Consider the following 13,102-nt stretch of genomic DNA (forward strand, 5'->3'; position numbering starts at 1 on the left):
AGCGTCGGGTTTTGAAGGGTTGTTATCCGTTGTGATAATTGTACCGGAAGGCAATTGATAGCCTGTTAAATTCCCTTGTTTCCACCACCTCCAAGCCGTTCGATAACTTATTCTTGTTTTTTTTGCCTAGTCTGATAGTTTTCTGTCTATATATTACCATGACTGGCTATATATGACTATATTTGTATTGAAACTTTACAATACCCCCAGCTATCTACGAATTAATTGCACCCAGCTACTTAGAACAGAAAAAGCTATATTTGTAGCAAAGACCAAGGTGCTTAGGACAATCCATCGCTGAAACCCTGTTCAGATAAGAGTTTGAAAATTGAAAGCGTCCTAAATAACCCATTGTTTGCTATATGGGTAAATCGAATCTGTCTTTCTGTTTGTGTTCTTTATGCCTTTGTGTTTATCCTTAACTCTTATGGGATAACTGGACAGAAAAAAGTTTAGTTTTAAATAGGGTCTGCTGAATAAATCTAAAAACCTTGTTGGATAATATCTTTAGGCTTTTTTGAAATCAAAAAGTGCCATTTCTTGGAGTAATCGGGGGGGAAATTCAGGGACTTTTTCCCTGAAAATTAGGTAATTGACCCCCTGAAAATCGGTAAAACCCCACACCCCACACCCTACACCCCACACCCTGCCCCCACGAGACTGACGCGGGTTCGTTCAGCATACCCTAATTAAAAACCGCCCCCAAAGGACGGTATTTCAAACCGAGAAGCTACGATGCCTCTCCTCAAAGTTGTCCTGAAGCCAAGCTCGGTTAGCTATCCTTTTGTCGGCGTTTCATCGCCAGACCTAAGCCACCAACAGCAAGAAGTCCAACAACAGTCCCCGGTTCGGGAATAACCACCTGGGTGAAGGTTTGTGAGAAACTCGTAACGCTGGCGGTTCCAGCCACCCCAGTAGTCCGGCGAGCTAACAAAGTCAGGTTGTTCATGGACAAATACGAGTTTGTTTCTGGAAATGTCATCGTGTCAGTCGCAGGTGAGCCGGGGGTAGCGGTGCTATTGCCCGAAATCCCTGCGCCATTGAAGGACACAGAAGATGGTACTCCCGTAGTGGGGCCCGTAACTGACGCACCTGTTAGGGCATCCATCTGTTTCACGATTGGGACATATTTAGCGGATGTTACCGTGAAGTCGAAGCCGATACCAGCATTCCAAGTGGTATTCCCGCTCGACGGAGCTAGGTTTATGCCGCCAACAATAGTGTAATTGAGAGTAGCACTACCAGATACACCAGGAATGTAAGTGCCGGTTGCACTCACTCGAAGGTTGTTTTGGGGATCGGTCACAGGATTAAGCCCAGGACTTTTGGTAAAATCGTAATTAGTCCAGTCCTCGAACACTTTCTCAATTGTGCCATTTCCGTCCTCATCAACTGAGATGGAACCACCGGCAAGAAGCTCGGTGAGTGTACAGAATGAGGTACTTGCACAGCCGTTATAGGTTACCATGGCAGCCGCCTGGGCCGGCGCAGTGGCGAGGCCTAGGCCAGCTGCAACAACCAGAGCGGCAGCGCTAGGAATGGTGTATCTGCGTATTTTTGTCATTTATAGAGACTCCCACAGGGGTAAAGTGGATGTTACGGATAACAACCGCAATGCTAACAACAAATTTTTCAAATGTCAACACAGAATTGCTTATTCCCCAACATATCACTGGAAAATTGTTAATAAGATCACAGAAAAAAGTTTCTCCCCCGCTCCCCCTTACCCCTCTTTGTGGCCAGAAAAAGCCAGATCAGCAGTCTCGATTACCTTTAATAGCTGTTCGATCCGGTTTTCCGTCGGGGGGGCCAAACAGGGAAAAACGGCTAAACCGGGGATTTGATTGGCCACCTCGGTGACAGCCACATCAAGGGTGACTAGGGGTAAATTAGCTAGGGTTTCCGACTCGCTCAAGGTTTGCAGATAAGAGTATAAATCTTCCGCGATCGAACTATCGATTAAGATAGCGTCCACCTCCCAGACACCAGCTAAAAGTTCCGCCTGTTCGCAACTATCGGCCTCAATAAAACGATAATTCTCCCGAACTAATTGATTATTCCAAATCCAGCTAAAGGAAGATAAATCGGAGAAGTTAGGGGCATAATGGCCGTGTAAACGCAGCAGAGTCGGAGCAGTGCGCCGTTTTCGGCTAGGAACAGGGGAAACGGTCAGATTCAGGCAAGCTTGCAGAGCTGCCGATGTGATCGGCGGAACAAGAAAACTATCGGCCCCTTGCTGTTGACTGCGGTTGCGCTCAGAATCGGCAGCGGTGACAATAACTTTTATATCTTTGGTTTGGGGATGGGATTTCAGCAGCGTTAACACATCCCAACCGGACAAGAGGGGTAGATTGGGATTGAGAAAAACACAACGGGGTTTTAACTGACGGGCTTTTTCGATCGCCTCAGTGCCGCTGCGGGCGATAATGGCTTTTAATCCCAATTCACTCAAGCGCTCGACAAACTGTTCGATCACTTGGGGATTAGCTTCCACCACCAACACCAGACGCTGGGGGGTCGATTGTTCCTCTTCTGTTCCTTGGGGATAAACCGGCAGCAGTAAAGTGAATTGACTGCCTTCCCGGTCCTTGGAGACAAAGGATAGATCTCCACCGTGACAGCGCGCTAATTTTTGGCTGAGGACTAAACCTAAACCTGCACCCTCAAATTGACGGGTGAAAGGACTTTCTAGCTGTTGGAATTTCTGAAAAATCAGATGCTGGGATTCTTCTGGAATACCGATCCCCGTATCCCAGACGGTAAAAGCCAGCCAATTTTCCCAACGATTGACTTTAATGCCCAAATTACCGCCATCAATGGTGAATTTAACCGCATTATCTAACAAATTCACTAACATCTGTTGTAAACGGGCTTCATCGGCCAGGGCATAATCTAACCCTGATTCGATGTCAAGACGATAGCTGCCGGGGAGATCGAGACGTTGGGGATACTTATCGACAATGATATCGTACACCCGTTGACAGAGGCGATCGATTTTGACTCTAGCTAAAGTTAATTTTAGTTGTCCTGTCTCTAAGCGGGTTAAATCGAGGAGATCATTGACCAAAGCCATCAACTGGCGACCGCTGCGATAGATTAAATCGGCATATTTCGACTGTCGGGGGTTAAGTTCACCGATTTTTTGTTCCCGCAGCAGATTGGAAAGACCGATCACGGCGGTGAGGGGCGATTTAAACTCATGGCTGACACAGGCGAGAAATTCATCCTTAAGACGATTTAAATGGACTAAATCGGCATTTTTAACCGCTAATTCCTGACAATAGTGCTGTTGTTCCGTGATATCGGTGGCTAACAGTAACCACAGTCCCGAAGCTTTCTCGATCAAGGGATAATTATGCGCCAAATTTAACGGCACGGACAACAGTCGCCAAGTCTTGGCTAAACCCGATGTCACCGTTTCTAGACGCTGGGGAAACAGGGGGGGGGTGGGGGATTGGAGGGTTAAGGGGTCATTAACCAAAGCAAAGGGAGATTTATCGATATTAGCGGGGAAAGCCCCCCCGATTTGTTCACACCAAGCCTGATTTTGGTATAAAATTCCCGCTTCTGGACTGTAGAGCAGCAGCGGCAGCGGTAATTGTTCCAGAAATTCCAGAGGACGATCGCTGCGGGGGGGCAAATTGCGATCGCTGATGCGGGGCTGCGGGGGAGGATCATCGAGAATCGAGCGCCCGAGACAAAATTGGAGAAGTTTTCCCGTGTCCAAGCGTCCTAACAGTTTGCCCTGAGCATCCACTAAAATAGGGGCTAAGGAGCTTCCTTCTGCCGTCAGGGTTGCCAGAAACTCACTCACGGCCATGCGCGAGTTAAGAGGGATAATCGGACGCAGCAAACCGCTCAGATCTAGGCAGTTGGAGGAGGGGTTTCTGGTTTCGGGGTGCTGTTGTTGATAGAGGAGGTAGGCAATCAGGGTTTGACTCTCAATCAGTCCTAGGGGACAATACCGCTCATCCACCACCACGATCGCTTCTGGATTGCCCGTATTAATTAAATCTAAAAGACTTGCCGTGTCAATAATTAATTCACAGGCAGTGACGGATTGATTAAAGTGATGGAGGCTGAGGGTAACGCTAGGCATGGGGATAATTGGGTGGGCGGTGGCGGTAACTTTAGGGCATAATTAACAAACTGATGGCCAAACTATTAGTAGTCCTAAAACTTGAATCTACCTTGATTATGACGCTTGCTCAACTAGAGAACCGCTCCATTGATTACAATTAACTACGATACCCACTGCCAAAAAGCAAAGTTAACTTTAACTTCCCCGATTTGATGGCGAGGGGGTTGTCTTCTCAACAGAGAAAGCCTAACCTAATTGTTTGTTATTTTCTATCTACCTTGCGGGTGAGAAAACGTTGCCTCCGAGACTGACTATTTATGCTTTTGTCCCAACGGACCCACCCTTGACGGGAGTGAGTTCACCTCTGGGGCTGGTTAATTCTTTGACGGCTTTATTAGCTAATGAACGCTATAATCTAACCCTAGGGTCGTCTTCTAGCGAATTACTGGCTAATATCGAGGCAGAGAAGGAAAAAATCGATTGTTTACTGGTGGTCTTTCATCCTTCCCTACAGCCGACTTTTAATCAACTCTACGAAGGGGGGATTTTACTGCCAGTAGTGATCATTGTCGCTGACAAGAACATCACTGCCGAGACGAATGACTCTCCCACCTGTCTCTATCATAGTGCCGAATTACAAATTACCGTCAAGGAATTAGACAGCATCACCTCGGTCATCGACCAAGCGATCGCTCGATTTCTCCATTTAGCTCCTAATTGCTCTTTTTCCGAACCTAACACGATTGTTAACCAACCAAATCCCGTGGAAAATAATCACAGTTTTCTCCTCCTACAACAGCGCCGTTTAGCAGAAAAATTAAAAGAAAGACTCGGCTATTTAGGTGTTTACTACAAACGCAACCCGCAGCTATTCTATCGCAATCTTGCCCCAGAGGAAAAAAACGAATTACTGCGGGAATTAAGAAGAGATTATCGGGAGATTATTTTAAATTACTTCCAACAGGATTATCCGATCAATCAAGCGATCGATGAATTGGTTAATAATGTCTTTTTTACCGATCTCTCAGTGTCGCAAATTCTGGAAATTCACATGGAGTTAATGGATGAATTTTCCCAACAGTTAAAATTAGAAGGCAGAAGTGAGGAAATTCTCCTAGATTATCGTCTCGCTCTCATTGATATCCTTGCTCATCTAGGGGAAATGTACCGTCGTTCCATACCTCGCGAGGATATCCCTTATGATTTATTATTGGGAATAGATTAAAATCTCCCCAATAAATAGCGATGAACTCCTATCCCCAGCCCCTTTAATCCTAACCTATGAGCGTCTTTAAAAAAACCTATGTTTTAAAACTGTACGTCGCGGGCAATACCCCCAACTCCGTGCGTGCCTTGAAAACCCTGAAAAATATCCTAGAAGAAGAATTTCAGGGAGTGTATGCGCTGAAAGTGATTGACGTGCTGAAAAACCCGCAACTAGCGGAGGAAGACAAGATTCTCGCTACTCCTACCCTCGCGAAAGTCCTCCCTCCCCCAGTGCGGAAAATTATCGGGGATTTGTCCGATCGAGAGAAGGTTCTGATCGGTTTAGACTTACTGTACGAGGAAATTCGTGAACGAGAAAATGATAGCTAGACCTTCGGCAATAGGTGATTAGACGGGTTATATTTATTGAAGGAGAAATGATCGGGGTGTAATCTAGTACGTCTATGGGAAAGTCAAGAGTCAATGGGAATCGAGACGGTATAAAGTGTCTAGTCAGACCTGATATGTTTCTGTTGAAAAATTAGATAAAAATCCTACTCTTTAAATATTCGCTGGATAAATAATGACTCAATCTAACTCTAATAGCCAATTGAATCCACCGATTAAACCGAAAGGTGTTCGCAAAATTAGAACCCTAATTGAAGGTTTTGATGAGATCACTCACGGTGGTTTACCCATGGGGCGAACTACCTTAGTGAGTGGCACTTCTGGCACGGGAAAAACCCTGCTTGCCGTTCAATTTCTCTACCACGGTATCAAGTATTTTGACTATCCGGGCCTGTTTGTTACTTTTGAAGAATCTCCCACCGATATTATCCAAAATGCCTATAGTTTTGGTTGGGATTTAGAAGAATTAATTGACCAGGGTAAGTTATTTATTCTCGATGCTTCTCCGGATCCGGAAGGTCAAGAGGTGGTGGGTAGTTTTGATCTTTCGGCCCTAATCGAGCGCATTCAATACGCAATTACCAAATATAAAGCAAAACTGGTATCAATTGACTCTGTAACTGCCGTTTTTCAGCAGTACGAAGCGGTGTCAGTGGTGCGGCGAGAAATTTTTCGGCTCGTGGCCCGGTTAAAATTATTAGGAGTGACTTCAATTATGACCACGGAACGTATCGAAGAATACGGAGCGGTGGCCCGTTTTGGTGTAGAGGAATTTGTCTCTGATAATGTGGTAATTATGCGGAACGTGCTAGAGGGAGAAAGACGACGCAGAACCGCAGAAATCCTCAAATTACGGGGAACAACCCACATGAAGGGGGAATATCCCTTTACTATCACCAATGATGGCATTAATATCTTCCCCCTCGGTGCGATGCGTTTAACTCAGCGCTCCTCCAATGTCCGCATTTCTTCGGGAGTAAAAACCCTTGATGATATGTGTGGAGGCGGTTTTTTCAAGGATTCGATTATTTTGGCCACAGGAGCAACAGGTACGGGTAAAACTCTCTTAGTCAGTAAATTTCTGGAAGAAGGCTGTCGGCGCGGTGAGCGGGCGATTTTGTTCGCTTATGAAGAATCTCGCGCCCAATTGTCCCGAAATGCTTCTTCTTGGGGGATCGATTTTGAGGAGATGGAACGTAAGGGATTATTAAAATTGTTGTGTTCTTACCCCGAATCGGCGGGATTAGAAGACCATTTACAGATGATTAAGTCGGAAATCTCGGAATTTAAACCCTCTCGTATTGCTATTGATTCTCTATCGGCGCTCGCGCGCGGGGTGACAAATAATGCTTTTCGGCAATTTGTGATCGGAGTGACAGGATACGCCAAACAGGAGGAAATTACGGGATTTTTCACCAATACCACCGATCAATTTATGGGAGCGCACTCGATCACCGAATCCCATATTTCTACGATTACCGACACGATTTTAATGTTGCAGTATGTGGAAATTCGCGGCGAAATGTCCCGAGCGATTAACGTCTTTAAGATGCGCGGTTCTTGGCACGATAAAGGGATTCGTGAATATACTATCAGTCAGGACGGGGCCGATATCAAGGATTCTTTCCGCAATTACGAGCGGATTATTAGTGGTTCCCCGACTAAAATTAGCGTCGATGAAAAGAGTGAATTATCGCGGATTGTTCGCAATGTGCGCGAAAAATTACAGGATGAATAATCGGGAGTTGACTGATTGAGATTATTTTGAAGAGCGATCGGGTAAAGTCGGTCTTAGGGAAAATAACCACCAGATCAACAAACCTAATATAATCCAGAGAATATCTTTAACCCGGCGAATTACAGAAATCGCTAAACCTAATTCTAGACTACCAGTTAAGGAAGCACCCAGCAGCACTAAAGAACCTTCTAAAGTACCGATATTAGCGGGAATAAAAAAGGTTCCAGCGCGCACCAATTGAGCAACGGAATCAAATAACCAAGCATCGGCAAAACTGATCGGATGTTGGAGAAGTTGCATTAAAACATAGATTTCTAAAACTCCGAGAGGCCAATTCAGAAAACCGACGATCAAGCCATTTCTAAATAGTGGCAGATTGCGGTAAAATTCCCCTAAACGATCATCGACACTGCGAAGATTTTCTAAAGGTTTAGCTAGGCGATCGCCTAAAAAAGAATGACCTAATCGATTAACTATTCGGGAGGATAAACGGAATCGCTGAATCAAGAAAAATATCAGGATACAACTGGAGAATATAGCTAGACTTAATCCAGTCAAAGTTTTAAAAGAATTAGAAAATTTTGGGGAAGCTAGGAGCAGAAAAAACCCGATAATTGCAAAGAAGACAAGGGAAGCAGTATTTAATGTCTTGGTCAGAATAATCGAAGCACTGGTTTCTTTATAGCTAATCTGATAGTGACTTTTCAACATCACTGCTTTAAAACCTTCTCCTCCCAAAGAAGCGAAGGGAGTCACCCGATTAAAGGCTGCCCCTACCATGTAAATTAATAATAGGCGAATTGTCCATCGAGGTTGGATAGGAATGCTTTTAAAAGTTAGTTGCCAAGTAAAAACATCGGTGAGAAATTCTAGGAAATACAAAATAATTACTAATGTCATTCCCCACCAACCGACTAGGGTGATTTGTTGCCACACTTCTTGTAGATTGGTTTGTCGTAAAATTACCCCTAGTAAAACAAAACCTAAACCCAGAAAGATAAATTTAAGATATTTCATATTAAATTATGAATTATTAATTATTAATTATTAATTATGACTTATCACTGATGACTGATGACTTATCACTGATAACTGATGACTTATCGCTGATGACTGATCACTGATAACTGATCACTGATCACTGATAACTGATAACTGATAACTGATAACTGAAAAAGCTGATAACTAAAAATAGTTCCAACGTTGAATAAATGGTAGCCAATGAGATTCGACTAATTCGATCGCTTTTGGGTCTGGGGGATAATTATTTTTTTTATATCCTTGCAGACTGCTGATATATTTCTCAAAGCGAGGCATAGCTATTTTTAAGTCGGGAAGTTGCAGTTGATCGTAAATTTTCTCGATTTGTGCTAGGGGGTTTTTTTCTAAATCTTCAAAACGAATTTCTACAAAACTATCGGCGGGTAAATCGGCACTATCTCGCAGGAGAGAATTGAGCATTAGGGGATAACTTTTCAGAATTACCTGCTCGATGACATCAATAGATAAATTATCGTAGGATTGCAGTGCTAGTTCTGGTAAGATGCGGGTAAAAAAGTGGCGGGTTGAGGGAAAAACTAGATAGGGATTGCGATAGATATGGATAAATTTAGCATCGGGCCAGATAGTTCGTAATTTGGCAATGTGTGCCGTATAAACGGGGTTTTTGATTAGTAATTGTTTGCCTTTTTGATGGATGGAAACTTTTTTTAATAGATGAGTATGCCAACGTTGCCAAGTGGCGATTTCTTTCTCGCTGCAGCCTTGAAAAAAAACCCCTCGCTCAAAATGATACTGAAAACGTTGGGGAAAGTATAAACCATGGTAGTAGGAAAGGGGGATCATGCTGGCCAGGGCGATCGAGTCTTCTTGGGGGGAATCGGGAGTAACGGCAACGTTATCCACATGGCGATCGCTCGGTAGAGCTAATTCCAGCAGCGGTTGTAATAAGCGGACGATACCGAGGATATCCCAGGGTAATCCCACCGCTAGGGGCGAAATATAGCCAAAATGCTCCGATTGACCGAGTAAATTGTGCAGATGGGTCGTGCCGCTGCGCCAATAGCCGACAATAAAAATGGGTGCTTTTACCTCCACGCGGCGCTCATAAAACCCTGTCATTAAAATCCGTTCTAGGGTAGAAAAAGGTAGTCGCGCCAAGGTAACTGCCAGCGCCAGGGTTGCTGGGGCCAAATTGGGGCGATCGATGCCGCCATTGGTCAAAAACAAGCGAAGGAGAGTGCTAAGGTTACTACCGCAGAGGGGATGAAACAAACTGGACATATTAACCTATTTTTTGGCGGTTTTTTGGCGTATAGCTTGGCTGGCCAAGGTTTTGCCGAATTCCCAAGCGGCCCCGGGGAGGCGGTGAGCATCAGCGACCACATCCTTAACGGCGGTGACAATCCAACGGCAATCCTGATCGGAGAGGGTGAGGGGGGGGATAAACTTGATGATATTCATGCCGTGGCCGGAAACCTGCGAGAGAATTTGATGGCGGGTAAAGAGGGGAACGACGATTAACTGGGAAAATAGCCCTTTATTGGCGGTTTCTAGCATTTTCCAGGCGGCTTTTAATGACCAACTGCTCGGTTCGGCAAATTCCAAGGCCATCATCATACCCAATCCCCGCACTTCCTGCAAACATTCGTACTGATCTACGAGGGGCTGTAGTTCTGCGATAATTTGTTGACCGATTACAGCCGAGCGCTCCACTAATTTTTCCTCCTCGATTACCTGTAAAGTGGCGATACCGGCGGCCATGGCCAGATTATTTTTCCCAAAAGTGCTACCGTGAACCACAGAACGGTCCATGCGATCGAATACTCGATCGAAGATCCAGGGACGACAGAGAACCGCTCCCACTGGCACAAAACCGCCCGAAAGAGCCTTGGCAACGCATAAAATGTCTGGTTCTACCCCCCAATGTTCCACTGCCCAAATTTTGCCAGTCCGGCCTAAACCGGTCTGCACTTCATCGGCCACAAAAAGAGTGCCGTAACGACGACAAAGGGCAGCCGCTGCGGGGAGATAGTTCGGTTCGGGAATTCTCACCCCGTGACCTTGGATCGGTTCGGTAATAAAAGCCGCTACTTCTTGGTTAATTAGAGCTTTTTCGAGCGCTGCCAGATCGCCGAAGGGAATTTCCTCAAAATCGGCGACAAAAGGTCCAAATCCCTGGCGATAATGGGGATCGCCGGTGGCGGAAAGGGAACCCATGGTTAAACCGTGGTAGCCTCCCTGACAGTAAACAATTTTGCTGCGTCCGGTGGCGTAGCGGCTGAATTTAATGGCGGCCTCGACGGTTTCTGTGCCGGAATTGGCAAAGAAAACTCGTTCTAATCCTGTCGGTGCGATCGCTGCTAACCGTTCGGCCAGCAATCCCGCTAGGATGGAAGCATCCAATTGGACTAAATTGGGCAGTTCTGCCGTCAATACTTCCTGTAAAGCTTGCACTATCTTGGGGTGATTGCGTCCGAGGGCGAAAACACCAAAACCACTCAGTAAATCCAGATACTTTTCCCCGTGATTGTCGAACAAGTATGGACCTTGGGCTTTAACGTAGTGGCGATCGTAACCGATCGTTTTCAGTACCCGAACCATCTGGGGATTTAGATATTGTTCGTGGAGGGTAAAGTTTTCTTCTAGTCTTTGTTCTATGAGTTCTAAAATGCTCATAAATTCCTGATTTGATTACTGAAAAACTAATTGTTAAACAACCCAAACCCGATTATGTTGATAGCACATTATCATGATTTTGGGTTATTTAATATTATAAATTATTTAAATATATTTTGTCAAGTATTTAAGAAATCATCTAGGATAATTAAACTCATTAACTCTTGCTGGCTAAAGGTTACAGCGACTTTTAGATAATTTATTGGTTAGTTTTTATATGGTAGGGGCGCATCGCGTGCGCCCAAAATGTAATATCAGTGAACTGATAACTGATAACTGATAACTGATAACTGATAACTGATAACTGATAACTGATAACTGATAACTGATAACTGATAACTGATTCAAGGCTGATAGCTATAAAAAAAACGACCGACAAGAGAGAATTCCCGTCAGTCAGTCGGTGATGATAGGCCGAATTTTACTCAGCTTTATTTCTTAGCGGGGGCAGCCTTAACGAGTTCCAATTCACTTTCAGCGAAGTTATTGGTATTCAGTCCACTGGCGCTGCCACTAAAACCGGCGTAGTTAACAGTATCAAAACGGACGATAACGGGATAGAGGATACCACTTTTATCAACACTGGCTACGGTTCCCACACCTTTGTACCAGTAAGACTCTTTACGTTTGATTCTAACTTGGGCTCCGCGTTCGATTCCAGACATAGCTGTTGTTTTTTTTTAAGGGTTTAGTTAACAGGTTACAATCAGAGCGAGTTTGCCGAAAGGGTTTTTACTTTAAGTTTTATTGCAAATCTTGCCACTCTGTTTGGACAAAATGCCCCGAACGTCCCCATAGGTCTGCCTTTGGTGCAATGTTAACGATTGTTAAGTTAAAAGGAATGGCCGTAGTCAGGTATTTTTGGGCCGACATTCCCACATCTGGCCCGATTTGAAAAGCGGCGGCGGTGGCTAAACCTAAGCCTAATAACTGAGAAATCGGACCTCTGGGTAAGAGAAGATGAGTTCCTAAGACTAAGCCGGCGGTTAAGGCTAAAGTTACCGATAAATTGGTGCCACAACGCGGATGTAATGCCAATTGCCCCTCGCCATTTTTGAGACGATGGAGCGCCTGTTTGGACGCAATTTGCAGTTCATTCGTATTAACCTGTCCGTAGAGATAAAAACCCCTATCGGTGGAGAGTCCCCCTAGGGCCTCGTTATCCGCTTGGGAATGGTCAAAAGGCGATTGACGACGGGCAGCCATTTCGCTTAATACCCAGACGGTGGCGTGTTCCAAGGCGTGAACCTGTCGCAGGGTCAGAAATTCTTTGAACCCGGGGATAAAGCCGATTTGTGCCAGTAAATCGCTGTCTTGCCGGGGCGAGGGGTTAAACCAGTCGAAAGAGGGGTTAGAAGGGCTACTAGGGGTCATAAAGTTGCGGTAGGGGGAGTTTTTTCTAGAAAGATAAGGGCGCTATAGAGTTGAAAGGCGGTGTCCCAGTAGGTGTCTTCAATGCGTAATAAGTCCAAATGGGGATTGACCATGGGCAGTAATTCGTAAAAATCGGCGGTGGTTTCGGCAAAAGGGGCAAAATCTGACCACAGGGGAACTGCTGCTAGTTGTTGTTTTAGGTAAGAAGCGAATTGATTCCAGTTATCTCGATTGCTGGTCTGTCTTTCCCGACTTTGTTGGTGGTCGGAAAAAGTAATCCCCGCTTGAAAGTGGTAATGGCGATCGCAAATACGGATAATTAAATCCTGTTTTTTCAAATGTAGATCAATAATCTGGGCATAATCAAGAATACTAATTTTTCTCACTTGATGGCGGCGCGCATCCATATCGACACATTTCCCAAAAATCGGCAAGATTCCCTCTACCACGGCGGTAACTTCTGACCAATCAAAAGTTATAGTTAGTAAAAGTATAGTCAAATATAGACAGACTGAATTCCATTTCAGAAATTCCCTTCACTTTTACTTCGAGAGATTAATTCTCCTTGGGTGAACTACGCACCTCTCTATCCCATAGCGGTTAAACGCATTTGGGAA

The 13,102-nt window shown here is 44.9% G+C and carries 11 protein-coding genes; 3 read left to right on the forward strand and 8 right to left on the reverse strand.

Translation table 11 applies throughout. The features are described 5' to 3' along the window. Nucleotides 1-772: 772 nt before the first annotated feature. Nucleotides 773-1,564 (reverse strand): PEP-CTERM sorting domain-containing protein, encoded by a 792-nt coding sequence (locus IM479_RS04980; RefSeq protein ID WP_287686679.1) that lies wholly within the window; start codon nt 1,562-1,564, stop codon nt 773-775. 159 nt (nt 1,565-1,723) lie between these two features. Beyond that, nucleotides 1,724-4,099, reverse strand: coding sequence for an ATP-binding response regulator (locus tag IM479_RS04985; RefSeq protein WP_287686697.1), 2,376 nt, complete (start codon nt 4,097-4,099; stop codon nt 1,724-1,726). A 277-nt stretch (nt 4,100-4,376) separates the two neighbouring features. Between IM479_RS04985 and IM479_RS04990 the strand changes: the two genes are divergently transcribed. The 3 genes from IM479_RS04990 to kaiC all read left to right on the forward strand — a co-directional run bounded on the left by IM479_RS04990 (nt 4,377) and on the right by kaiC (nt 7,433). Beyond that, the gene (locus IM479_RS04990) at nt 4,377-5,306 is read left to right on the forward strand and encodes a circadian clock protein KaiA (RefSeq protein WP_287078786.1); all 930 of its coding nucleotides are present in this window, start codon (nt 4,377-4,379) and stop codon (nt 5,304-5,306) included. A gap of 56 nt (nt 5,307-5,362) precedes the next feature. After that, nucleotides 5,363-5,677, forward strand: a complete 315-nt coding sequence (kaiB, locus tag IM479_RS04995) for a circadian clock protein KaiB (RefSeq protein WP_002733742.1) — start codon at nt 5,363-5,365, stop codon at nt 5,675-5,677. 193 nt (nt 5,678-5,870) lie between these two features. After that, a complete protein-coding gene (gene kaiC, locus IM479_RS05000; protein WP_002760201.1) occupies nt 5,871-7,433 on the forward strand; it encodes a circadian clock protein KaiC in 1,563 nt (520 codons plus the stop codon). A 21-nt stretch (nt 7,434-7,454) separates the two neighbouring features. Here kaiC and IM479_RS05005 read toward each other — a convergent pair whose 3' ends face one another. The 6 genes from IM479_RS05005 to IM479_RS05030 all read right to left on the reverse strand — a co-directional run bounded on the left by IM479_RS05005 (nt 7,455) and on the right by IM479_RS05030 (nt 12,985). Continuing rightward, nucleotides 7,455-8,450 carry a lysylphosphatidylglycerol synthase transmembrane domain-containing protein gene (locus IM479_RS05005; RefSeq protein ID WP_287686699.1) on the reverse strand — a complete coding sequence of 332 codons (996 nt, stop codon included), beginning with the start codon at nt 8,448-8,450 and terminating at the stop codon, nt 7,455-7,457. Nucleotides 8,451-8,618: 168 nt separating this feature from the next. Continuing rightward, nucleotides 8,619-9,716 (reverse strand): sulfotransferase family protein, encoded by a 1,098-nt coding sequence (locus IM479_RS05010; protein WP_287686701.1) that lies wholly within the window; start codon nt 9,714-9,716, stop codon nt 8,619-8,621. A gap of 6 nt (nt 9,717-9,722) precedes the next feature. Continuing rightward, the gene (locus IM479_RS05015; RefSeq protein ID WP_286825341.1) at nt 9,723-11,111 is read right to left on the reverse strand and encodes an aspartate aminotransferase family protein; all 1,389 of its coding nucleotides are present in this window, start codon (nt 11,109-11,111) and stop codon (nt 9,723-9,725) included. 431 nt (nt 11,112-11,542) lie between these two features. Continuing rightward, on the reverse strand, nt 11,543-11,776 hold the full coding sequence (locus IM479_RS05020) for a photosystem I reaction center subunit IV (RefSeq protein ID WP_286825342.1): 234 nt from the start codon (nt 11,774-11,776) through the stop codon (nt 11,543-11,545). Between the two features lie 79 nt (nt 11,777-11,855). Continuing rightward, the gene (locus tag IM479_RS05025; protein WP_287686703.1) at nt 11,856-12,485 is read right to left on the reverse strand and encodes a DUF6391 domain-containing protein; all 630 of its coding nucleotides are present in this window, start codon (nt 12,483-12,485) and stop codon (nt 11,856-11,858) included. Further along, on the reverse strand, nt 12,482-12,985 hold the full coding sequence (locus tag IM479_RS05030) for a hypothetical protein (RefSeq protein WP_287686704.1): 504 nt from the start codon (nt 12,983-12,985) through the stop codon (nt 12,482-12,484). Before IM479_RS05030 ends, IM479_RS05025 begins: the two co-directional genes overlap by 4 nt. Nucleotides 12,986-13,102 lie beyond the last annotated feature (117 nt).

This window comes from Microcystis sp. M165S2 (assembly GCF_020245885.1).
Lineage (GTDB): Bacteria > Cyanobacteriota > Cyanobacteriia > Cyanobacteriales > Microcystaceae > Microcystis.